Raw genomic sequence first — 22,701 nt, 5'->3', positions numbered from 1 at the left:
CATGATTTTGTTAAAAGATGTTTCTTATGAATGGGAAGATGGGCGAACTGCTTTAAAAAATATCAATCTTGAAATTAAAAAGGGTGAATTTGTTTTAATTTCAGGGAAAAGTGGAAGTGGGAAAAGCACTCTTGGAAGTGTAATGAATGGTCTTATTCCACATTATTACAAAGGCAAAATGCAAGGAGAAGCCTTTGCGTCCGGAAGAGATATAAGCAAATTATCGCTTCATGAAGTAGGGCATATTGTAGGGACTGTATTTCAAGATCCAAGAAGTCAGTTTTTCACGACAACGACAGATGAAGAAATAGCTTTTGGGCTTCAAACTATCTGCAAATCAAGAGATGAAATCAAACAGAGAGTAGAAGAAGTATATGCAGAGTTGGATATTGAGGAACTTAAAGGAAAATCTGTTTTTGAATTATCAAGCGGACAGAAACAAAAGATAGCTATTGCAAGCATCTATGCGATGAATCCGAAAGTTTTAATTTTAGATGAACCTTCAGCAAATTTGGATATGAAAGCAACATTTGACCTGTTTTTAATTTTGGAGAAATTAAAGAAAAAAGGAACAACGGTTGTTCTAATTGAACATCGTTTGTACTATGTAAAGTCTTTATTTGACCGTTTTCTTTTGATGAAAGACGGAGAAATTACGAAAGACTTGAGTCGGGAAGAAGTTATCTATCTTGAAAGGGCGTTTTGGGATGAAAATGGACTAAGAACTCTTGAATTAGAAGAATACAGGATAAGTGAGAAGAAAGATCCATATCAATTAAATGATGAAAGTATCATCGGAAAAGGCTTGAAATTTTGCTATCCGAATGTAGCTAAGGATGGAAAGAAGAAAAAACAGTACATTTTAAATCATCTTGATTTCAACATGGAGTACGGAAAAGCCATTGGTCTTATCGGCTTAAATGGTACTGGGAAAACCACCTTTGCAAGAGTGCTTTCAGGACTTGAGAAGATAGAAGAGGGAAAAATATGGGCGAGGAAAGATAAGTCGCTTAATCATAAAGATTTAATGGATATGTCATATTTTGTCTTTCAAGATTCAGACTATCAGTTGTTTTCGGAAAGTGTACTTGATGAAATGCTACTTGGTATTTCAAGTAAAGATAAAAAAGAAAATACTCAAAAGGCAAAGTCTATTTTGAGTGTACTTGGCTTAGACAAATACATTGATAAGCATCCGTTTGCTTTATCAAGAGGAGAAAAACAAAGATTGACAATAGCTTGTGGAATGATGAAACAGGCAAAGATTTTCATCTATGATGAACCAACATCAGGTTGTGATAAAGACTCAATGCTTTCCGTCGCAAAACTGATTGAAGAACAATTGAAAATTGGGACAACAGTTTTGGTAATAAGTCATGATTTTGAGTTTTTAGCAAACACAGTGAGCAAGCTATGGGTAATGGGAGATGGAAAAATAGAAACTGTTTTAGATATGAGTGAAAGTAATAAATTTCTCATATTAGACAAGATGAGAGGAGGTAGAGAGCTTGATAGATAGAAAAACTATAGATCCGAGAATAAAACTTACTCTACTTCCAATTGTTGGATTTACGAGCTTTTTTATAAGCGATACAATTCTACTTTTTGTATTAATTGTTTTTGCCTTTTTTCTATATTTATATAGCGGGATGTGGAAAAGAGCGTTACGCTTTATCTTGTTTTTTGTGCTTTTATACTGCATAGAGTTAGGGCTTGGAAAATTTTGTGAAGCAAGTATTGTATTTGCAATATATATGTTTATTTACTTTGCATCAAGAATGACCTTAATCGCTATGTTTGGTGGATATATAACAAAGACTACAAGTGTAAGTGAAATGCTGGAAGCGTTAAATAGAATGAAAGTACCAAGAAGCATTGGTATACCTTTTAGTGTTTTGCTTAGGTTTGTACCAACTATAAAAATAGAACTCAAGGCATTAAAAGAGAATATGAAGATTCGAGGAATTGTAACAAGCAGATTTTTCCCATTGCTACATCCAATTAAATATATTGAATATACGCTTGTTCCGCTTTTAATGAGAATGATTAAGATTTCAGATGAACTGTCAGCTTCAGCACTTATTAGAGGACTTGATAGTGATGAGAAGAGGGTAACATTAACAGAATTGCGGTTTAGAAAAACAGACTTAATGATTGGACTATTAGGAGCTTTGATGATTGCTCTTGTGATAGTAATACAGAAAATTTATTAGGAGGACTTTTATGAAAAACAAATTGAATGGTCGTGATTTTATTACAATCGGAATCTTTAATGCAATTGGAATTGTCATATACATGGCGGTTGCATTTGCTATGGCAACAACAGTTATTGGAGGATTTATTGCTTCAGGAGTTAGCTTTATGGTAGCTGCTACCGTTTATATTCTTATGGCTGTAAAAGTTAAAAAGAAGGGTGTATTTACAATATCAGGAACGCTTCTTGGTTTAATTGCGTTGTCAGGAGGACATTTACCTCATGCAGTCTTTGCTGTAATCGGTGGAATTATATGTGATTTGATTATAGGAAATTATGAGAGCAAGGGACGAATGATTATTGGATATGGGACATTTGCATTAGCAGATTTTTTAGGAACAGTAATTCCTGTGATTTTATTTGGGACAGCTTCTTTTGTGGAAAGAGCATCAAAATGGAAAATGAGCGAAGCACAAATAAATGAAGCATTATCTTATTTCAAAGTTTCGTGGGCAGTAGGCTTTGGTTTGATAACTTTTGTTCTTGCTTGCATAGGAGCATTCGCTGCAACAAAGATACTCAAAAAGCATTTTGAAAAAGCAGGAGTGATTTAATAATAGATTTACTTAGGAGGAAAAGTAATGGAGGGATAATCATGTCAAAACTTATAGTTTCAGTTTTCACAGAACGATATAATTATCCTTTTTTATGCTTGGACTTACTTTTGTATAGCAATATATCGCCATTACAAACATAAAAATAGTCAATATAACAAATCAGTAGTTTTCAAGTTAAGAGGACTTTTTACGCCAAAGTGTAGAAGTCCTCCTTTTTTATTCCCAAAAAGCAAACCACAGAACAGGAAAAGGAGGATAACTAAGTGGCTAAAGAATATTACCTTTATGTGAAAGGAAAAGCCGTACCTGTAAGCGAAGAAGTCTACAAAGCCTACTGGAAGATAACAGAGCATGAAAAATATCTCCAAAGAAAAGATTGGAAGCATAATGTTATATCATTTTCAGCACTGGATCATGATGGACATTTTGTAGATAGCATCATAGATGAAAAAATAGACTTAGAAAAAATTGTAGAAGTAAGAATGCAAATTGAAGAACTTCATAGAGCATTAAATACTCTCACAAAAGAAGAACGAGAGTTAATGGAAGCCATCTTCTACAAAGAAGAAAGTCTAAGGTCAATAGGTAAAAAAGAAAAAGTAAGTTATCAAGCAATCAGCAAAAGGAGGGATAAGATTTTAGAAAAACTAAGAAAGATATTAAAAGATAAAATCTAAAAACTAGGAAAGGTTAAGTGTCAAAAAAGGCGCTTAACCTTTTAGATATATACATGAGTTCGAAAAAAGAGAATATCTTATTTGAAAAAGAGTATTTAGTGTTGTATAATAAAATAAAATGTTTGGAGGTGATTATAATCAGTTATTTTAGCGATTTATATGAAAATTTAAGATTTCCAATTGCAGAAGGGAAAGAGGCGGGACTTCGAAATGCTCAAATAGGAGCAATACATGCGGTTGCTTCTTATGCAACACTTAATTCAAAAGATTCCGCAGTTATTGTTATGCCCACAGGCTCTGGGAAAACGACAGTTGTTATGATGGCACCATATATTTTAAAAAAAGCAAAGGTCTTAATTGTTACTCCTAGTGCTATGGTTAGGGGGCAAATTGCAAATGACTATGCAAGTTTAAGAACGTTAAAATATGTGGGAGTATTTTCAAAAGATACTAATGCTCCAAACATATATGAAGCTAAGCATCTATATCGTATAGAAGTAGATGATGAAATTTTAAATGCTGATGTAGTGGTAGCTACCCATCAGGTGGCTGCATCAATTTCTGATGCACAGATAAAAAATGTTTTTGACTATATTATTATTGATGAAGCACACCATGTTCCCGCTCCAACATGGCAACGAATATTAAAAAATATGATAAATGTTCCATCTTTACTTGTTACAGCCACTCCTTTTAGATTGGATAAAAAAGAAATAAAAGGGAAGACAGTTTATAATTATCCACTATCTAGAGCATATAAAGACGGAGTATTTGGCGAAATAATGTTTAATCCAATAGAGGAAGGGACTGAAAAGGATAAAAGAATTGCTTTAGAGGCAGAAAGAATTCTACTGAATGATAGAGAAAGTGGATATGATCATTTTTTGATGGTAAGAACTGACACTAAAGATAAAGCAAAAGAATTAGAAAATTTATATGAAAATATTACGAAATTAAAACTGAAACGAATTGATAGTGCAATGTCTACAAGAACTGTTGAAAAAACCATAATGCTACTTAAGAAAAAAGAACTTGATGGTGTGATTTGTGTAGATATGTTGGGCGAAGGGTTTGATTTTCCTAATTTAAAAATTGCAGCAATACATGAACCGCATAAATCTCTTGCTAGTACTCTCCAATTTATTGGTCGTTTTGCAAGAACTAATGCTGAAAAAATAGGTACTGCAAAGTTTATTGCTATGAATGATGATAATCTTAAAATTGAAAATCACAAATTATATTCAAGTGATGTTGCATGGCAAGATATGATAATAAGCATGTCAGAGGAAAAAATAGAGGGTGATCTAGAAGCTAATGAAATTTTGAACAATTTCACAAAACCTGAAGATCAGGATGAGTCGATATCTTTGAATAATATTCGACCTAATTGCCATGCAAAAGTATATAAAGTTTCAAACTTTGATATATATGGAAAATTCCCAGAAGAATTAAAAGTTGGGGAAAATATATATAGAAGTGAAGAAACTAATTCTATCGTAGGAATCTCCAAGATAAGTAGTACACCATTATGGTTAGCTGGAGATAGTGTATTAAATAATGAATTTGGATTATATATTGTACATTACCAATCAAGCACCAAGTTGCTGTTTATATATTCACAAAATAAAACTGAAGCGGTGTATGAATCAATAGTAGAATCTTTTGTAGAAAATTACGATAAGATTCCAAGAGATGAAATGAATAGAGTGCTGGCAGAGTTTTCTGAGTATGAATTTTTCAACACTGGAATGCAGAATAGGTATTCAGAAAGTGGAGAATCTTATAGGATTTATGCTGGATCAAATACAGCTGCATCAATTGATGAAACAACAGGAAAAATGGTTTCTGCAGGGCATGCATTTTGTAAGGTTAAAAAAGATGGTTACGAAAGTACAATTGGTTATAGTAGTGGATCAAAATTTTGGAGTAGCTCTTACTTTACTATTCCTGAATATATTAAGTGGTGTGATTTATTCGGAGAAAAAATTTCTAACGATAAATTAAAAGTAAAAACAAATACAAATTATGATAAGTTACCAATCCCCGTTAGGATTGTAGAATATGAAAGTGATATATTGTTTTGCTTCTTGGATAAGAAATCGTATATATCTCCTTGTACTATAGCATATAGAGGCAATCTGGATGAAAAAGCCTTGATTACAGATGTTATATTTAAAATTATAGAGGTAAATAATAATATCATCAAATTTAAAGTTGAGCTATTTGATAAATGTGAAGTTATAAACTGTGATCTAATGGGAAACTATAGCTCAGAAAAGAAAGAGTTTATTTGTAAAAATGGAAAAGAAGAATATTCTTTGGCAGAATATTTTTCTAATAATCCTCTTTCTTTTAAGACGGCGAATGATACTGTTTATTGTGGACAAGAAGTCTTAAAAGGGAATTTAGAATTGGAAAAATATGATTCAAAACGAATTTGTGCGTTGAAATGGGATGATATGAAGGTCGATACAAGTTTAGAATGTGGAACTGGAACTGGTGGAATGATTTCTATTCAAGATGGACTTAGAAATTACTTAGAAAAAGAATCCAAGTTTTCACATATCATATTTGATCATGGAACAGGTGAAATTGCGGACTTTATTACTATTGAAGAAAATGGAGATTTCATTTATGTGAAGATGTACCATTGTAAAGCAAAGAAAGGAAGAGAATATAATTCGTCAGTAGGGGATGTGTATGAAGTAACTCAGCAGGCGATAAAAAGTACTATTTGGGTTTCCTCTAAGGCGATGCTTCTTAAGAAAATTAATGATAGGGTATCAAGAGCAAGTAGTGAGAAATTTATTAGGGGAGAATTTAAAACCTTAAAAAAAATATTGCAAGGACCGAAAGTATTGCAAGTAAAAGTATATGTTGTACAACCTGCAATCAGTAAGTCTCTTCAAATTCCGGATAAAATTGGAACTATACTTTCTGCTGCAACAGCATTTATAAAAAATACGGGTAAAGTCCAAGAATTATTGGTAATTGGAAGCGAGTAAAGGAGATGAAAATGAGAAAGTTTTCATATAAAAATTTGTTTAAAAAACTAATAGATTTAGATATGACAAACAATGAACTTATGGAAAAGGCAAATGTGAGTAAAAGTACATTCTACAAAATAAAGAATGGGCAAAATGTAACTACAGATGTTTTGCTTAGGATTTGTAACACATTAGACTATGATATTTCAGAGATTGTAGAATGTGAAAAAGTTATATGATATACAGAGTATATGTATTATAAATAAATTATTAGTTTTGCTGTAGAATAACAGTATCACTGTTGATACTATTTTGATACTAAAAAACTCAAAAACTATAAAAAATAGGTATAAAACACTCAAGAATAGAAACTAAATAGATACTGTTTTATGAAAATAAGAAACAAATATAATGTGGTAATTATTGAGTGGGAGTAGGTAATAAAATTAGCGTACCTCTTTATTTGACATAGAGCCAGATTTATTCAAGCTCAATAATACGAATATGAAGAACTTTTTACGGATTGTAAGTAGTAGAAATACCATTTAAAGGGTGCGACGAGTAACAGAGTGAAAGCCAGTGCCTTTAGACGCTGGCTGGTTACTCTTAGGCTTATAGCACTTGAGCAGACCACCCGTTGGACGGGTGGTCATGATTAATCAATGGTTTTTCGTAAATCTGAAATTATTTTGTCTAATTTCTTGTCTTTTGCATCACTGCCATTTTCTGACTTAGTATCTTCTAGTCTGTCAATTAACATCCTTAGAAAACCACTAAATTGTTTATCTGTCATTCCTGTTTCTTTCATCTTTTTCTCCTTAATGCCATTTATAACTTGTAAGTTATCCCTTACTGTACTTATATTATATCGTGATGGTAGGGTATTGTTAATACTTACTAATGATTTTTTGAAAAAATACACTTTTTTCAGATATATACTCACCTGAATCCATGTGGTACAATGAAGTAAAGGGCTAGGAAAAGCTGGATATTTATTCGAGTAAAAAGGGTGTATTTTTATAATTAACAGCAGTAAAATTTATAAAATAAATCCAATGATTTCAATGTGTTTGAAACATATAAAACTCACTCGCATTTATGAAGAGTATGTTCAAATTGCCAGAGAATTACTGGCCGAGCTATTAAGTGATGATGCAATAAGTTTTGTTAGTGTTAGAGGGTTTGTTTTTAAGTGCAGGATAAGTACTAATGAATTTGCATTGGTAGAAAAGTTATGAAGATAGCAACTTTGTTTAAACCAGATGATGTTATAAGAGATCATATGAAAGAGCAGGTCGAGATATATGGTAAAAAATAACAATACAGTTACACGAAAAGATGATTGTACATATCCTATGAAATGCCCGGTTTGCAGTAACTGGGTAGACTTTTTTGACATCTGCGAGAACTGTGGCTACCAAAATCAAGGCATTAATGTAGACAATGGGTTAAGAGGACCTAACAAGATGACCCTTACAGAAGCAAAAGAGGCGTATAAGAATGGGCGTGAAATTTATTAAGGAATTTTAACTTGTGAATAGTTAGGGTGCCTTTTTAGAATGTATAATATTTAGCTTTAAGTAAGGATTTAGGAATTACAATCAAGAGTCCAGAACAAGCTGCAACTTATATAAATGATGAGAGATATAGAAGATTTAATACTTTGATTGATAAGAAATTTAATGATTCTGTGCTTATAGAGTTACTAAATTGTTTTGAAACACGAGACGATAAGCGAATAGAAGAACTTGTTACAGATGAAGCTGCAATACCAACTATATTTGAATATATTTTGGGAATTATATGGTATAAAGTGAGTGAAAGACAGGGAAATATTTTGGACTTCATGAAGTTATCATTAGAAGCTAATTTATTGCCTAAGACACACGCAGCTGGAGGTTATGCAGACATTATATATGAGTATGAAGCATGCACTTCTTATCCGAAACATTCATTATTACTTGAAGCAACTCTTGCAGACGGAAACAATCAAAGAAGAATGGAAATGGAACCTGTTTCATGACATTTAGGCGATTATAGGATTAGATTTAATAATCCGTTTGATTACAGCCTATTTGTAAGCACATACTTAGATAAAAATGTGATTTCAGATTTGTAGATATAGAAAGATAATTCCATATACTAGAGATGAAGAAACCATTACAGGAATGAAGATTATTTCAATGGATACAAGATTCTCTTAAGAAGATAATTGAAAATAAAGTTAAGTATAAGTATCTGTATGAAGTCTTTGATAAATACCACGAAATGCCATTAGATACAGTAGATTGGCATGATGGAATGATAAAAGAGGCTACTGGAGAGTATAAGGCATAAAAAATATGAACTTTCAAAATTAATATATGAATTACACAGGGTTGTGAGAGGGGCAAAAATGAAAAAAATAGATCTACACTTACATACACAAAAATGTAAAAAAGGTGATGGAGCGTCGAGAGTAATAGATGCAGAAAAATTCATAGAAAAAATTCAAGAAAATAACGTTGGATTATGTGCGATTACGAATCATAATAAATTTGATATCAATGAATATAATGCGATTTCAAGCAAACCAATAAATTTTATTGTTTTTCCGGGCATAGAGTTAGATGTTAGATTTGATGAAAATAAAATAAGGCATATTATTTTAGTGTGCAGTCCAGAGTGTGCAATTGATTTTAAAGACATTTTTTCTAAAGATGACAATAGAAATTATGATGATTATAAACTGGAATATAATGACTTAATACTCAATATTAAGAAATTTGATACAGATAAAATTTTAATTATTCCTCACTTTTTAGATAAAGATAAAGATAGATCAATAAGTATTGAAGAAAAAAATCTTTTGAAAAAAGATTTAGTTGAGTACACAGTTATTCTAGAACCAAAACTAAAAACCATGGGTATAATCAATGCGCATAATGAGATATCTTTAATAGGAAGCGATGTAAAAGATTGGGAAAAATATTCGGAAGATGCAAAAAGATTACCAGAAATGAAATTTGCAATTGATAGCTTCGGTAAATTTTATGAGTTAGCAACATCATCTAATGTGTTTATAAAATCCGTATTGAATCATTGCGAAAAAATGGAAATAGATTTGGATTATAACAACAAGTTGGATATATATCAGGATGTTAATGTAATTTTTGGTGGCAAGGGTTCAGGAAAGACTGTGTTAATGAAGAATCATATTTTTCCTAAATTAAGTGAAAATGGGAAAAAGATTTTTATTCACGAAGGAAAAGATTATCAAAAAGTCTATGATGAAATATTGAAAAATAATGAAGATGAAGTTGAAATAGATAGCGCTTTAAAAGATTGCATAATTAATGATTTAGACTCTGTATTAAATTATAAAGAAAGTACTCACACTAATTTTATTGGTAAATATTTAAAGTACTATGAAAATCAAAATGTATCAAAAAATGCAAAGAAAATAAGAAAAACAGAATGTTTGTATAATAAAAATATATCTCAAACTATTCAAGATGTTTCTACAAAACATAGGGAAAATATTAATTATATTAATAAAGTCAATAATATAAATACAGAGTATAGAAATGATGAAAACGAGCATAAAGAAAATTTATCTGATGAATTATGTAAGCTTAAACAAGAAATTTATGAAGATACAATAGAGAAAGCTAAAACAATATTTTCTGTTTCTAAAACAGGTATAATTATTGAGAATATTAAAGAAATAATAGATAAAAAAACAGGGAAAAAATCTAAACCAAATAATATTGGATTTTCAAAAATGGTTTCTGAGAGACGAGCTATTTTTGAAAAAATCAAAAATATTAATGATAGTTTAGAGAATATTAAATCATTTAAAAAAATTAAAATTGGAGAATTACCAGATAAGGGGCAGATTTATTCCAAAGTGGAAGTGAAAGTAATGGATAAAAATGAAAAATATGTTAAAGGTTCTCCATTTGATAGAAATAAGATTTCTGTTAATCGAGGCGTAATAGAAAAAATAGCAAATTTTTCTGTTAAAGATTTGTTGGAGATGAATAAATTGTTTTCGATTGATGAGTTACAAAAGTGCGGTGCAGAATATTTTAGTGATTGTGTAAAGAAGTCTTGCATGGTTATTAGAGAAGACGATACTATATATGAACCTTCTGAAGGTGAAAAATCAATTCTATCAATTAGTGGATTGATTGAAAATCTAGCTTTTGATTGTTACTTGTTTGATGAAATAGAACGAGGACTTGGAAATAAATATATATCGGAATATATAATTCCTAAATTAAAATATTTAAGAGATATAGGGAAAACGGTGGTTTTATCTACACATAATGCCAATATTGCAATTAATACATTACCAACCCAAACAATATATTGCAACTATGTAGGAGATTCAGAAGCGGAAATATACTTTGCTGGTAATATGTATGCAAATGAACTGGTATCAATTAAAAATACTGACAATATAATATCGTGGGAAGATGAAGCGATTAAACATTTAGAAGGAAGTGAACACATGTTCAATATAAGGAGAAACATATGGAATCAATAATAATGAAATTCGAAGTAGATAGAAGTGAAAATAATGAAACCGTTAAATTTTTAATACCAGATTTAGAAAATAGCTCAGTTAATATAACTGACAGCAATACGCAAGATATTGAAAATTTATTTAATTTAATCTTTCAAGAAGTAATTAAGAGAAAAAAACTTATAGAATTTGAGCTTGATGATTCAAACAACGATTTATTTAATGAAGTGGCAAATGATATAGTGATACAAATAAATAGTGAAATCAAAAATGCAGAATCTGATTTTAAAAAAATAATAGAATTAGATAATGCTTAGAAAAGTTTTGTGCTTGCAATATGCTTGCAAAAAATCGGAGAAACAGAAATAAAACGGATAATAAGGCTAAATTTGATAATAAAATCCTTGATTTTATGCGGATTATACAAAATGACATCAATGGACATATCGAGTGGGAATAAGATAGAAGTTTATAGAGCCTTCTATCATTTTGGTGGGAGCCTTTTGTAAACATTAGAGAGTACAGAATTTTTTCTGTAAATTTGCCTTCTATGGTAATTTTGTCAATTTAGACAACTTAAATTTATATAATTAATGACTTCAGAGTTGGCTTTCTAGATTGGTATGATGGGATGATAAAAGAGGCTACTGGGGAGTATAAGGTATAGCTATTATAAGATAGATAGTGATATAGAGACTTATTTAGAAAGGGATAAATGGTAATAGATATAGATGAAGAATAGAATTGAACATCCAAAGATTTTTATTTCATATGCTTGGGGGTCACAGGAACATGATGAGAAGGTTATTGCTTTAGCTACAAGTCTTAAAGGAGATGGCGTAGATGTCATTTTTGATAAATGGCAGTTAAAAGAAGGCAATGATACTTTTAATTTCATGGAAAAAAGTGTTTTAGATAAGAGTATTACCAATGTACTGATTCTTATAGACCCTATTTATGCAAAGAAAGCAAATGAAAGAGCTGGTGGCGTAGGTACAGAAACACAGATTATATCATCGGAAGTATACAATAAGGTAGAACAGAGAAAGTTTATACCGATTGTATTCGAGAGAGATGATGAAGGAAAAGTGTGTAAGCCACAGTACTTAAAGGGGCTTTTGCACTTCGATTTATCGATGTCAGATACATATGATACTGAGTATCGGAGAATGGTGCGTACATTATATGGGATAGACACATTTAAGGAGCCAGAATTAGGAAAACCTCCAGTTTGGTTAGAGGAGATACCTAAAGTGTCATATAAGTCTAGAGTGACAAGTGATTTTTTTCGAGGATCGGCAAGTGAAGTCGTAAAGAAAAATAAGTTTTCCGAAAATCTGGAAGAACTTAAAAAGCAGATTTTGGAATATGATCATACTAAAAAAGATGTTATTCCTTGTTATCTTGAGTTAATGCCCTTTAGAGATGAATTTCTTATTCTCGTTAAAAGTTCTGAATATGTTCAGGAGGGGTATATACATATAGCGAAATTCCTAGAAGAATTAATGTATGAAATACGAATACAGCTAATAAATTATGCCGACTTGAAAATGACATTTATACATGAGTGTTTCATATATGTGATAGCATTTTATCTTAAAAAGAGTGCAAATAAAGCTTTGAGATACATTTTGAATAAGACATATTTTTCACCTTATAATCAAAACGCTGATAGTTACAACTACTTTTATTATTATAACGGTGTTTTGGACAAGGAAGTATGTGAAAGAGATAATAATAATTATCCTTCTGGAACTGCAGCACTATGGATTGAAAATATTAATGTAGAAGTATGCAATAAAGATGAGTTTGTTTTAGGAGATTTGTTTTGTCACAGTGCCTCTTTTTTGATTTCTAATTATAAGACAGACTGGGCGTGGTTTCCTTTAACATATCTTTACAATACTAGTAATTATTGGGGACTATTTGCAACTTATTCAAAAAGGTTGGTGTCAAAGGAATGTTTAGAAAACACATTGTTCATTCTTGGTTTTGAATCAGTTGATGCGTTTAAGAAACAATATAAGAGCGTGGAAGAAAGGCTCTATAATGGATACTTGAAGGAGTATCGTTTTGATAGTTGTTATGAAACAGCAAAAAATTTCTGGAATTATATGAAGACCGATGAGTTGGGAACAAGAAATTAGCCTTACTGTGTATAGCATATAGGTAATACTAAACAAGTCAGGTTATTGGAATTTTATGTAATAGTTTCTTGCTTGCAATATGCTTGCAAAAAATCGGATAAACAGAAATAAAATGGATAATATTATATTGTTAGCACTGGGGATTCTATATTATATACATAGATGATATAATATTCTTAGAAAAAGAGTTTTTTAACTTATACAAAAATATAAACCAATCAACTTTATATGGAGGAAGAAAAGAATGGGCATCATAGCAAACTATAAATACTTAAGTGATAAAAACCTAAATGAACTGAAAGACTTCTACAGAGAAAATGGTGAGACTATTGCAGATATAGAAGAGAACAATAGGGATTTGGAAATATTACTTGATCTAGATAAGATGTGGGATGCACTTCATTTTGTGCTTACAGGAGCAAGTGCTAGCGAGCCCATAAAAGATAACCGCTTAAGTGAAGCTGTTTTGGGAATATCCCCTATTGAAGAAGTCGATGAATTTATAGCATATACAGAAAAATCAAGGATTAAAGATATAGTATTAGTCCTTGATAATTTTGATATAGAAAAAGCTATGGAAAGCTTCAGTATGGAAAAATGTAAAAAGGCAAATATCTATCCGAATATTTGGGATTATGAAGAGGAAAGTGAAGAAATAGAAGAAGAACTAATGGATTGCTTTCAAAATATGAAAGACTTCTATAAAAAAATATTAGAAGCAAAAGGAAATGTACTTGTTACGATTTGCTAGGACATAAAAGTTAGTTTGTATTTTGTAGAAGTATTTAACCTATAATATTAGTGTTTAAAGAAGTGAAATAATATTCTGAAAGAAGGGCTGATGTGAAGCACAAGAATATAAGAAGAGAATGTGAAGACCTATGGGCAAAAAACAAATATTATGTCCTAAGCAAATCACATAAAGCATACCTAGAGATAAGAGAATACTTGAAAGAAAAAGAAGTAGATATTATGCATCTAAACCAAAAAATAGAAAAAGTAAGGGAGATGGAAGAAAGCAAAAAAGATTTTAGTAATGCTATTCTTCATGTATGGGGATACTTCAAAAAAGAGGCAAGTGAAATTGAAAAACAAGAATTTTTTAACAGACTGGAAGAATATATGGATGGGAAAAATAATCAGAAATATGTAGTTGAATACATTAATGATTTACTAAAGAAATACCCCAATAAATATTTGCAAGAGTCAACTTTACTAAGAGGAGAACAAGATGAGACTATGGCATGAACAAATTATTCATCTATTGCCTAAAAATCAGCTTCTTGGACAACATAGAGAATGTTGTGCCCTTAGGGGAAATGGATGGAAAAAGAAACATAAAACAGTAGATTATGTATTTTTGTATTCTCCATATCACTTATTTGTTTATCATTCATTGGTCATGGATGAAATGAAAAAAAGAGGATATAAGGTATCTATAGAGTGGAGAGATAAAAATTATCGGGGAAAGAAGGCAGAAAAGTACAATAATCTTGAAGAAATAAATATAAATAGCCCAATTTATAAAGAACATAATGATGAATATCTGCTTGAGTGCATAGAAAACCTGAGAAAAAAAGGGATAGAATTATAATATTTAGAAAGAAAGGGATAGAATTATAATATCTATAAGGAGGAAAGTATCAATGAGTTACACAATATCTTTGTATACTATCAATACAAAACAAAAAGAACAAGAGTTAGACCAGTCAGACTTCTTTGAAAAGGAGGAAAACCTGGAAAAATTAACACAAGACCAGCAGTCACAACTGGAAGATCGTTTGCTGAAATATGAGTATAAACATGTAGGAAATACCAAAGACGGAAAAAGATTTGAACATGCTGATTTTGGTCAAGCCCTACTGACGGATAGTGGCCTGTATTTTTCTACCTCAAACGACTTTGATTGTATTTTTGAAGTCGGTATGACTGCATCTGAATTTACGGATACCGGTGAGTTTGCAAAATATGATGCACAGGCAGGAGGATGGGAAGAAATCTAAATAAGATATGTACAAGTGTTAATTAGTTAGGAGAGAAAAAACGATGGACTTATTCGGATATATCAAGGGGAATAAAGAGTTAAACACCTTACTGATGCATGAGTGTGATATATATTTTTATAAGCAAAGTCAGGAAATTCAATTTTTGAATAATCAAGAGGTATACTCTATACCATGTAAGGCCTTCGCACGGGATGGGAGTGGTGGAGAGTTTGTCTTTTTGAATGATGGTAGCATAGGATTTATTGGTAGTGAAGGAGAGGTCGGTAGGATAGCAGAGAACTTAGAAGGGCTACTAACTTTTTTAATCCATGCAGGAAATATTTTTGACTTTAACTGTAGATACATTTATCAAAATCAAGATCTACTAAAAAAATATTGTAACGAATATTTATCAAAAGTAAGAGTAAATTATAGGACTGAGGGCAAAGACTGGGATAAGATTAGGTCTGATATTGCTAAAGAGTTGGGGCTTTCTTTTAAACCTGATAAATTAGCAGATTTAGCAATGAATTTTTATCAAGCTGCTACAAGAAGTCCATATTTTTCTTGTAAATATGCCGATGGTGAAAATGAGTATATTTGTGATTCAGTACTTTCAGATATTGTGGGCTTGTGGGTGAGGGAACTTACAGGTATGACTAAGGAAGAAATTGAAAACAGTAAAAATATATAGCAATGGATAGATAATATATGATATAACAGACAAGAAAAGACTAAAACTATGAACACAAAACTTATAAAAATAACAATATTTCTCCTTCTTGTGGCCACTACCATCTTCCTAGGTGCTTGTGCCCACACCAAGGAGGACAACGAAAAGATAATTAAATACCTAGACAAGAGGTTTGGTAAGGATGCATACACCATCAAGCAAGACAAATACCATCCCCGCTGGTTTGTGACCTTAAAAAAATATCCGGATATAAGGATTTATTACACTGTTTCCCGAAACCCACTTTCCATGAGTTCGCCTACTATATCAACGGACTTTAACAATCTTTTTGGTGAACGGGCAGTAGCAGACTACAAAAAAGCCAATATACTTGCTGGTGATAAGCTCTCTTATGATAGCTCTATCAACTTTGTCTACTATACAAGGGTCAAGTCACTTGAAGACTTACGGGCTTCTTATGATAGACTTATGGACTTTGTCAACTTTGTGCGTGAAAAATACCCAATAATCATTGAGGAAGATTTTTTTGAAGTACGAATGGATATTGACGGTATCAAGTTAAAAGGCTTGGCAGATGACGATAGCATGATATACCAGGATATTTGCCAGGTTAAAAAGGGTGAGCTTGAGGTCAGGTCTTATCAAGAGATTTATAATGAGCTTAGCCCCAAGATAAAAACCCATCCTGATAATCCAGAGGGCTTTACCTTACATGCAGATATTGGTAGGTCCTTTATTTTAGGCAGTGATACCCTTGAGGATTGCCTCTATAAGAATCTTGTCTTGAAAAATGCAAGGGCAGAGGACCTAAAGAGTATTGTATTGCAATCGGGGGAACTTAGCCCTACCTATACTTTCAAAAGTGACAGTCAGTATGAATTTACTAGTATAGACATACAAGCTAAAAACATGACGGATTCACCTTGTAGTTTGCTTGATGCTACCATTGTCAAGGCTACCATAGATGGTGGAAAAAATATATTTATTGATCCAAAATGGATTGACCTTATTGATGATCAGAGGAGGGAGTGGAAGAACCCCTATGAGGTGCTGAAAATATCACCCCCTAGAACTGAGGAAGAAAAATCTGAGGGGGTAAGATACAAGAATATTAAAATTCTATTTGTGAAGAAAAAATATTTCAATGACATTGGAAGGGTTGTTCTAACCTATCAGAAATAGTGAAAAGATTCTTCTTGTTAGGATATTCTGCAGGTATCAGGAATATATTGGAATTAATGAAAGAGACAAACTAAAGGATATTTAGCTCAACTAGATATTGATATGGAGGAAATAGCATGGCAACTTGGAGTGGAATAAGAAAAAAGCTAGAAAGTGAATACCTGGCCAAAAGCCTTCAGGGGCATATCCAGTACTATGCAACTACATACACTAGGAGTCATGACCACGAGGGACGGGCGGCAATCAGGTATGATGGCAAGGAAATCATTAAGGGTTGTTATTGGTACAACTGGACTAAGGCAGGCCAATTTCCAAAAGACGAAAAATATGAAAGGCGTATGAGGGAAGAAAATGCCTTTATGGATGATACAGCCTTAAAACTGGGTGTGTTTGACCAACGTAGCTTCTATGCTGCTTTTCAAGAATTTGACCAGCAAAGTATTGAGAAGAGCCTTAAAAGTGAAAATTTGATCGTAAGGATATTCGCTGTATTGGACAGGAGAGTGGGCAAGAGAAGGCTACTTATGATGAAGGATACAATCGAGCAGGAACCGAATACTTTCAAAGAATTTTATGTTATTAGGGCTAGAGCTGAAGGCATCAAACTATAGACTAGGAAGGCGATAAACTTATTAGCATAAAGATATTTACTAATCTTGCTGGTATAAAGTAGGAAGCTAAAATTAAAAAGGCAATAAATATATTTAGTGGAAAGATATTGGTAGTAGGATATAGGTAGCAGGATATAAGTAGTAAGATATTAAAGGAGTTTTTTATGGAGAAAATGCAAGTATCTAAAAAATGGATGGAAAAATACCAAGAAATCAAGCCTATGATGTCACCGGGCGTAAATTATGCTGACTGCTTCAAAATGAAGGAAATAGATGGCAAGGAGCTTTTTGTTTTGGATATGGGAGAGGTGAACTTCCCTAGTGGAGAAATTATTGTTAGGGACCCCCTTGTATGGTTAAGCAGAAGAGAAATGCCATACCTACAGACTGTGCCTGTAGGAAAGTACAGACTAGAGACCCTGGTAGCCAAGATAGAGGAAGATCATTTTAGGTATGTGGCAACCAGGGTGAAATTTACAGACCAAGACCCTGTGGCCTACTATGAAGCCTTAAGTGGTGACGAAGACCTGGATAGCTTTGATGAAGGTAGTTTCTATGGATTTGCAGTTGATGCAGGCCTTGCTACAGTGGTGGATTTAGAGACTAGGGATGCCTACTGTGACTTTGAGGAGGCTTGGTACAAGAAAAATCCTGACAAGAATATCTATGATGACTTCTTTGCAGAGGTTTTTAGGCAGAGTTTTATAGAAAATCCCCTATACCAGAGGGATGGTGGCGACTGGATAAACTTTAAGATACCTGGTACTGACCTAAGTATTCCTATGATACAATCAGGCTTTGGCGATGGCGTATACCCTGTCTATTTTGGATATGACAAGGACAATCAACTTTGTGATCTTGTTATAGAATATATTAATTTGGGTTAGTATATTTTTTTCGGCAGATTATAATGTTGATGAAAGTTTATACCAATTATACCTACTATCAGATAATAAATAATTATATATATCAAAAGGCACATGACTTTAAGGTTGAAAAACTCTTTTAGCTATGTGCTTTTTTGTGGATTTTTTTTGAATTATGTTGACAAAATTTTTCTTTTTAGTTAGAATATTTAAAAAAAAGACCGACTGTCAGTCTAAAAAATAAGACTTTATGAAGAGTTAGTCTAAAAATAAGGAGGACTTATGAAAAGTAAAAAAGAACAAATTTTGGATATTTCTTTCTCCCTTTTTTTAGAAAAGGGATACGATAATACTTCTATTAGTGATATAGTGACTAGTTTGGATATAGCTAGGGGAACCCTATACTACCACTTTGAGTCAAAAGAGGCAATTATGGATGCAATTATAGAGCAATCAGTAAAAGAAATAGTAGAAAAAGTGGAAAAGATGGTTTTTAAGAAGGACCTATCAGTATACGAAAAGATTTTTTCCCTGTTTTCTACCACAAGTATGAAACATAAGTCTGGGGGAGACCTCATGATTAACTATTTAAACCAGCCCCAGAATGCACTCCTTCATGAAAAAAGCAACTCATCCTTGATTCAAAAAATTAGCCCCTTTTTAGGGAAAATTATCGAGGAAGGCGTAGAGGAAGGCCTGTTTGACAATGCCTTTCCATTTGAAACTGCGGAGATAATTTTGACTATGATTGTTGGATTCCTTGATCCACACTATGAAAATATGGATGAAAGCGACCTGGTGCGTCGAACTGAAAGTCTCCTGTATAATATGGAGAGAATACTAGGGGCAAAAGAGGGTAGTTTGGCCATTTTAAAGGAACTCTCTTTAGATGCAAAGTGAGGTGGACAAGGTGACTAGGGGTTACAAGAAATTTCTCATGCTATGGGGGGCTAGCCTTATATCTACAAGTGGATCGGGCATGACTTCTTTTGCTTTGGGTATTTTTATCTACCAAAAGACAGGTTTGACTAGTATGACGGGCTTGATGATTATGGCAGGTTTTCTACCAGGTCTTTTATTATCCCCCTTTGCTGGAGCCTTGGCAGACCGTCATGATCGCAGGCTCTTAATGATGCTGGGAGATGGACTATCTATTTTAGGCCTCCTATGTATTTTGTTTTCCTTGAACTTTTTAGGGGGGAGGACTTCTAGTCGGTGGAATATTGTTAGGTGCGGCAATTAGCTCCGGATTTTCTTGTCTTGTTGAACCATCATTTCGTGCTACCATATCCGATTTATTGGACAAGGATGAGTATACAAGGGCAAGCGGTATGGTCCAGTTGATACCAGCATCCCGTTATCTGCTTTCACCCATACTTGCAGGCTTGGTTTTGACTATAGCTGGTATCCACATAATTCTTATTCTGGATATTTTCACGATACTGGTTACTTTACCAATAACCTATCTTGTGAGGAAGGAAATGAGAGGGCTATCAAAAACTGGAACTTCTAAATTGAGTGAAGACCTGAGACTAGGTTTTCAGATTATCTATAATAAAAAGGGTATATGGCTTTTGGTTATGCTGGGCACCTTGGTTTCATTTTGCCTGGGTACTGTTCAGACACTTATGATACCCATGCTTTTATCCTTTGGTGGGGAATCCTTTGTAGGCTTTGCAACGACAATATCTGCCCTTGGTATGCTGGCTGGAGGCCTGATTTTAAGTAGGGTGACTATTAAAAAAGGCTTCACGCGTATGCTCCAATATGCCCTCTTAGGTATGGGATTTTTTATGGCTATATTTGCCTGGAGAGAAAGTGAAATATTAGTTTGTATATTTGGTTTTTGCTTATTTTTGAGTCTTCCATTTGCCAATACTGCCATGGACTACCTGGTGAGGGTGACCGTTCCACCAGTCCATCAAGGCAAGGCCTGGGGCATGATTGGTTTAATTTCGCAACTAGGTTATGTGGTGGCGTATGGTTCAGTTGGCTTATTTGTTGATTTTGTGATCAAGCCTTTTCTTAGAAATGGTGGTGGCCTAGCCCAGGTAACTCTTAGTTTGATTGGAAGGGGAGAGGGTAGGAGTGCTGCTTTAATGATTATTTTAGCAGGTCTTTTCCTTATGATTATAGCCTTAATCCTGTCAGACAATAATGAAATTAAGAAATTAGAGGATGAAGATTTAATAAATTATTAAAATATATATTATAGATTTAAATAATATTGGTGTTTTTGTTGCCATTCTATGTTATAATAATTAAAGTAGGGGTTTATTTTTTTATAAGATTTTGAAACTTTTTGGATATATTTTGTATAAATTGGGTAATAATTATTGGGTAGATTTTGTATACAAATTATAAATTAAAGTTTAAGTCTATTTACAAAATTTTAATAAAAACTATGAAAATAGTAATAGAAAGGGGAAATTTAATGAAAAAATTTTTAAACATTTTTCTTGTGTTTGCTATGATTTTCTCGATGATATTCCAGTATTCGGGAAGAGCATCAGCAGCAGAATATCCAAACAATGTAATAACGGGTGCAAATATTACTGATTTATCAAATCAACCAATTACTGGTAATAATATAGGGGCATGGAGACCTTTTAGGGTTAACGCAACTTATTCATTGCCAAATAATGCGGTGCATAATGGGGATAAGACGATACTTACCTTACCGGTAGGTTTTGCACCAGCAGCTCCTTTTACATTTGATGTTAAGGCTGGAGATGAGGTCGTTGCCAAGGGTAAATTAATTGATGGTAGCCCTGTAAAGCTTGAACTTACATATACAAATTATGTAGATACTCATTCTGGTGTAAGTGGAACATTTTTCTTTAATCTTCAGATTAATAGTCATACTCAACCTAATACAGGTAATATCCCTGTAACACTTACTGCCCAGGATGGACATGTTACTAATGCGGGGACTGTGCCTTTTAATCCGCCAACTGTAGCACCTCAACACTTACTTAAGGGTGGTTGGATGGACTCAAAGGATAAGAGTATAGGACACTATAAGATAAGCATAAACCAGGAAAACAAGGCGATGGTAGGTGCTACGCTTGTTGATGAGCTGAAAAGTCCAGGAGTTAAGTATGATAAAGGATCTTTTACAGTGTCTGAAGTTAAGTGGGTTGTAAACCCAACTCAAACAGATATCATAGCCACTGAGGAAGTTGATGTAACATCACAATTCCAGAGCAAGATGAATATTGAAGATACCCGTTTTACCATTGCTATAGGAAGTAGACAGGCGGGGAAGGGTCTTCTAGTAAGATACAAAACAAAGATATCTTATGAGCCGGTTGTTGGTGAAGAATTTAAAAACAGCGTAGAGCTTGCAGACAATGGGCAAGTAACTAATCGTGATTTAACTTATAAAATTCTTGGTGCTGGTGGTTCTAGTGCAGGATATGTATATAAAATCAAGGTAAATAAAACTAATGAAAATGGTGGACCTCTAGCTGGTGCAAAGTTTAGTGTCGTACGTGACCGTAATGATATAGAAGCGGGAACTATTACAACTGGACCGGATGGAAAAGGTGAACTTGGAAATTTAGTTAAAGATAAGTATAGACTTGTTGAAGTAACAGCTCCCCAAGGATATAAGAAGTTGACAGAACCGACTATAGTTGAAGAATCAGACTTTAGTGAAACTGATAGAACTGCTTCAAAAACAATTACTAATGTACTTGAAACAGTGGATGTGACTGTAACTAAAGCATGGGTTGGACCGGCTAAAGATTCTGCTACTGTTGAGCTTAAAAAAGAAGGCGAAAATAACGCATTACAGACATATGATCTTAAACCAGGTGAAAATTGGACACATAAATTTACAAACCTACGTAAGTATGAACCAAATGGAACACTTATTAAGTACACAGTGAAAGAAAAGAATATTCCACAGGGATATACATCAGTTGTAACAGGATCAGTAGAAAATGGATTTACAATTACAAATACAAACAATGAAAAGGTAAATGTATCTGTAACAAAGGCATGGGTTGGTCCAAAAAAGGCTTCAGCAAAGGTAGTACTTAAAAAAGTAGGTGACTCTGCTATTATAGAAGAAAAAGTACTTAATGAAGCTGGATCATGGACAGCTACATTCACACCTCAACCAAAGTATGAGGCCAATGGAACAGAAATTAAGTATATGGTAGAAGAAAAAGACATTCCATCAGGATATACATCCGATCTAGCCGGAACAATGGCAAGTGGATTC

Annotated in this window: 24 protein-coding genes; 23 read left to right on the top strand and 1 reads right to left on the bottom strand. The window is 32.9% G+C overall.

Annotated elements, in window-relative coordinates; all coding sequences use genetic code 11:
- Position 1 precedes the first annotated feature (1 nt).
- From HMPREF0634_RS04980 to HMPREF0634_RS04955, 6 genes are all read left to right on the top strand, one after another.
- Entirely contained in the window at positions 2-1,519 is a 1,518-nt protein-coding gene (locus HMPREF0634_RS04980) for an ABC transporter ATP-binding protein (protein WP_007789594.1), read from the top strand.
- Positions 1,509-2,213 (top strand): energy-coupling factor transporter transmembrane component T, encoded by a 705-nt coding sequence (locus tag HMPREF0634_RS04975; RefSeq protein ID WP_007789551.1) that lies wholly within the window; start codon positions 1,509-1,511, stop codon positions 2,211-2,213. The genes HMPREF0634_RS04980 and HMPREF0634_RS04975 overlap by 11 nt, the downstream gene beginning before the upstream one ends.
- A 10-nt stretch (positions 2,214-2,223) precedes the next feature.
- The gene (locus HMPREF0634_RS04970; RefSeq protein ID WP_007789575.1) at positions 2,224-2,808 is read left to right on the top strand and encodes an MptD family putative ECF transporter S component; all 585 of its coding nucleotides are present in this window, start codon (positions 2,224-2,226) and stop codon (positions 2,806-2,808) included.
- A 266-nt stretch (positions 2,809-3,074) separates the two neighbouring features.
- Positions 3,075-3,488, top strand: a complete 414-nt coding sequence (locus tag HMPREF0634_RS04965) for a sigma factor-like helix-turn-helix DNA-binding protein (protein ID WP_007789592.1) — start codon at positions 3,075-3,077, stop codon at positions 3,486-3,488.
- Positions 3,489-3,505: 17 nt separating this feature from the next.
- Positions 3,506-6,493, top strand: coding sequence for a DEAD/DEAH box helicase (locus HMPREF0634_RS04960; protein WP_007789546.1), 2,988 nt, complete (start codon positions 3,506-3,508; stop codon positions 6,491-6,493).
- Between the two features lie 11 nt (positions 6,494-6,504).
- The gene (locus HMPREF0634_RS04955; protein ID WP_007789578.1) at positions 6,505-6,714 is read left to right on the top strand and encodes a helix-turn-helix domain-containing protein; all 210 of its coding nucleotides are present in this window, start codon (positions 6,505-6,507) and stop codon (positions 6,712-6,714) included.
- Positions 6,715-7,130: 416 nt separating this feature from the next.
- On the opposite strand, the gene HMPREF0634_RS09780 is transcribed toward HMPREF0634_RS04955, so the two are convergent.
- Positions 7,131-7,283 (bottom strand): hypothetical protein, encoded by a 153-nt coding sequence (locus HMPREF0634_RS09780; RefSeq protein WP_165480190.1) that lies wholly within the window; start codon positions 7,281-7,283, stop codon positions 7,131-7,133.
- A 496-nt stretch (positions 7,284-7,779) separates the two neighbouring features.
- Between HMPREF0634_RS09780 and HMPREF0634_RS04950 the strand changes: the two genes are divergently transcribed.
- The 17 genes from HMPREF0634_RS04950 to HMPREF0634_RS04875 form a co-directional block, all read left to right on the top strand.
- Positions 7,780-7,995 (top strand): hypothetical protein, encoded by a 216-nt coding sequence (locus HMPREF0634_RS04950; RefSeq protein WP_040565781.1) that lies wholly within the window; start codon positions 7,780-7,782, stop codon positions 7,993-7,995.
- Positions 7,996-8,069: 74 nt separating this feature from the next.
- The gene (locus tag HMPREF0634_RS09850; RefSeq protein WP_207326441.1) at positions 8,070-8,498 is read left to right on the top strand and encodes an AlwI family type II restriction endonuclease; all 429 of its coding nucleotides are present in this window, start codon (positions 8,070-8,072) and stop codon (positions 8,496-8,498) included.
- Between the two features lie 372 nt (positions 8,499-8,870).
- A complete protein-coding gene (locus HMPREF0634_RS04940) occupies positions 8,871-11,006 on the top strand; it encodes a PHP domain-containing protein (RefSeq protein WP_040565780.1) in 2,136 nt (711 codons plus the stop codon).
- Positions 10,994-11,302 (top strand): hypothetical protein, encoded by a 309-nt coding sequence (locus HMPREF0634_RS04935; protein WP_007789565.1) that lies wholly within the window; start codon positions 10,994-10,996, stop codon positions 11,300-11,302. The genes HMPREF0634_RS04940 and HMPREF0634_RS04935 overlap by 13 nt, the downstream gene beginning before the upstream one ends.
- A 414-nt stretch (positions 11,303-11,716) precedes the next feature.
- The gene (locus HMPREF0634_RS09520) at positions 11,717-13,132 is read left to right on the top strand and encodes an SEFIR domain-containing protein (protein WP_007789544.1); all 1,416 of its coding nucleotides are present in this window, start codon (positions 11,717-11,719) and stop codon (positions 13,130-13,132) included.
- A gap of 244 nt (positions 13,133-13,376) precedes the next feature.
- Positions 13,377-13,883, top strand: a complete 507-nt coding sequence (locus HMPREF0634_RS04925) for a YfbM family protein (protein ID WP_007789572.1) — start codon at positions 13,377-13,379, stop codon at positions 13,881-13,883.
- 92 nt (positions 13,884-13,975) lie between these two features.
- Entirely contained in the window at positions 13,976-14,380 is a 405-nt protein-coding gene (locus HMPREF0634_RS04920) for a YbgA family protein (RefSeq protein ID WP_007789553.1), read from the top strand.
- The gene (locus HMPREF0634_RS04915; RefSeq protein WP_040565779.1) at positions 14,364-14,726 is read left to right on the top strand and encodes a TIGR02328 family protein; all 363 of its coding nucleotides are present in this window, start codon (positions 14,364-14,366) and stop codon (positions 14,724-14,726) included. The genes HMPREF0634_RS04920 and HMPREF0634_RS04915 overlap by 17 nt, the downstream gene beginning before the upstream one ends.
- 52 nt (positions 14,727-14,778) lie before the next feature.
- Positions 14,779-15,135, top strand: a complete 357-nt coding sequence (locus tag HMPREF0634_RS04910; protein WP_040565778.1) for a hypothetical protein — start codon at positions 14,779-14,781, stop codon at positions 15,133-15,135.
- 43 nt (positions 15,136-15,178) lie between these two features.
- Entirely contained in the window at positions 15,179-15,811 is a 633-nt protein-coding gene (locus tag HMPREF0634_RS04905; RefSeq protein ID WP_007789574.1) for a hypothetical protein, read from the top strand.
- A 48-nt stretch (positions 15,812-15,859) separates the two neighbouring features.
- Positions 15,860-16,993 (top strand): hypothetical protein, encoded by a 1,134-nt coding sequence (locus HMPREF0634_RS04900; RefSeq protein ID WP_007789569.1) that lies wholly within the window; start codon positions 15,860-15,862, stop codon positions 16,991-16,993.
- 116 nt (positions 16,994-17,109) lie between these two features.
- Positions 17,110-17,604 carry an SF0329 family protein gene (locus HMPREF0634_RS04895; RefSeq protein WP_007789583.1) on the top strand — a complete coding sequence of 165 codons (495 nt, stop codon included), beginning with the start codon at positions 17,110-17,112 and terminating at the stop codon, positions 17,602-17,604.
- Between the two features lie 164 nt (positions 17,605-17,768).
- Entirely contained in the window at positions 17,769-18,491 is a 723-nt protein-coding gene (locus HMPREF0634_RS04890) for a DUF4241 domain-containing protein (RefSeq protein ID WP_007789588.1), read from the top strand.
- A gap of 261 nt (positions 18,492-18,752) precedes the next feature.
- Positions 18,753-19,370, top strand: a complete 618-nt coding sequence (locus HMPREF0634_RS04885; RefSeq protein WP_007789580.1) for a TetR/AcrR family transcriptional regulator — start codon at positions 18,753-18,755, stop codon at positions 19,368-19,370.
- Positions 19,360-19,713 carry an MFS transporter gene (locus tag HMPREF0634_RS09845; RefSeq protein WP_083799387.1) on the top strand — a complete coding sequence of 118 codons (354 nt, stop codon included), beginning with the start codon at positions 19,360-19,362 and terminating at the stop codon, positions 19,711-19,713. The genes HMPREF0634_RS04885 and HMPREF0634_RS09845 overlap by 11 nt, the downstream gene beginning before the upstream one ends.
- Entirely contained in the window at positions 19,694-20,671 is a 978-nt protein-coding gene (locus HMPREF0634_RS04880; protein WP_007789571.1) for an MFS transporter, read from the top strand. The genes HMPREF0634_RS09845 and HMPREF0634_RS04880 overlap by 20 nt, the downstream gene beginning before the upstream one ends.
- 233 nt (positions 20,672-20,904) lie before the next feature.
- Positions 20,905-22,701 (top strand): Cna B-type domain-containing protein (locus HMPREF0634_RS04875; protein ID WP_007789561.1); only part of this gene is annotated, 1,797 nt, incomplete at its 3' end.

This window comes from Peptostreptococcus stomatis DSM 17678, from assembly GCF_000147675.1.
GTDB classification, from domain to species: Bacteria; Bacillota; Clostridia; order Peptostreptococcales; family Peptostreptococcaceae; genus Peptostreptococcus; species Peptostreptococcus stomatis.
Note: the sequence above shows the minus strand (reverse complement) of the source record. Positions and strands in the feature narration are given on the sequence as shown.

What these genes read in the sequence shown, in the direction of transcription:
- HMPREF0634_RS04980 (WP_007789594.1), top strand. Translation starts at nt 2, where the DNA reads ATGATTTTGTTAAAAGATGTTTCTTATGAATGGGAAGATGGGCGAACT.
- HMPREF0634_RS04970 (WP_007789575.1), top strand. Translation starts at nt 2,224, where the DNA reads ATGAAAAACAAATTGAATGGTCGTGATTTTATTACAATCGGAATCTTT.
- HMPREF0634_RS04955 (WP_007789578.1), top strand. Translation starts at nt 6,505, where the DNA reads ATGAGAAAGTTTTCATATAAAAATTTGTTTAAAAAACTAATAGATTTA.
- HMPREF0634_RS09780 (WP_165480190.1), bottom strand. Translation starts at nt 7,283, where the DNA reads ATGAAAGAAACAGGAATGACAGATAAACAATTTAGTGGTTTTCTAAGG.
- HMPREF0634_RS04950 (WP_040565781.1), top strand. Translation starts at nt 7,780, where the DNA reads ATGGTAAAAAATAACAATACAGTTACACGAAAAGATGATTGTACATAT.
- HMPREF0634_RS04940 (WP_040565780.1), top strand. Translation starts at nt 8,871, where the DNA reads ATGAAAAAAATAGATCTACACTTACATACACAAAAATGTAAAAAAGGT.
- HMPREF0634_RS04935 (WP_007789565.1), top strand. Translation starts at nt 10,994, where the DNA reads ATGGAATCAATAATAATGAAATTCGAAGTAGATAGAAGTGAAAATAAT.
- HMPREF0634_RS09520 (WP_007789544.1), top strand. Translation starts at nt 11,717, where the DNA reads ATGAAGAATAGAATTGAACATCCAAAGATTTTTATTTCATATGCTTGG.
- HMPREF0634_RS04925 (WP_007789572.1), top strand. Translation starts at nt 13,377, where the DNA reads ATGGGCATCATAGCAAACTATAAATACTTAAGTGATAAAAACCTAAAT.
- HMPREF0634_RS04915 (WP_040565779.1), top strand. Translation starts at nt 14,364, where the DNA reads ATGAGACTATGGCATGAACAAATTATTCATCTATTGCCTAAAAATCAG.
- HMPREF0634_RS04910 (WP_040565778.1), top strand. Translation starts at nt 14,779, where the DNA reads ATGAGTTACACAATATCTTTGTATACTATCAATACAAAACAAAAAGAA.
- HMPREF0634_RS04905 (WP_007789574.1), top strand. Translation starts at nt 15,179, where the DNA reads ATGGACTTATTCGGATATATCAAGGGGAATAAAGAGTTAAACACCTTA.
- HMPREF0634_RS04900 (WP_007789569.1), top strand. Translation starts at nt 15,860, where the DNA reads ATGAACACAAAACTTATAAAAATAACAATATTTCTCCTTCTTGTGGCC.
- HMPREF0634_RS04895 (WP_007789583.1), top strand. Translation starts at nt 17,110, where the DNA reads ATGGCAACTTGGAGTGGAATAAGAAAAAAGCTAGAAAGTGAATACCTG.
- HMPREF0634_RS04890 (WP_007789588.1), top strand. Translation starts at nt 17,769, where the DNA reads ATGGAGAAAATGCAAGTATCTAAAAAATGGATGGAAAAATACCAAGAA.
- HMPREF0634_RS04885 (WP_007789580.1), top strand. Translation starts at nt 18,753, where the DNA reads ATGAAAAGTAAAAAAGAACAAATTTTGGATATTTCTTTCTCCCTTTTT.
- HMPREF0634_RS09845 (WP_083799387.1), top strand. Translation starts at nt 19,360, where the DNA reads ATGCAAAGTGAGGTGGACAAGGTGACTAGGGGTTACAAGAAATTTCTC.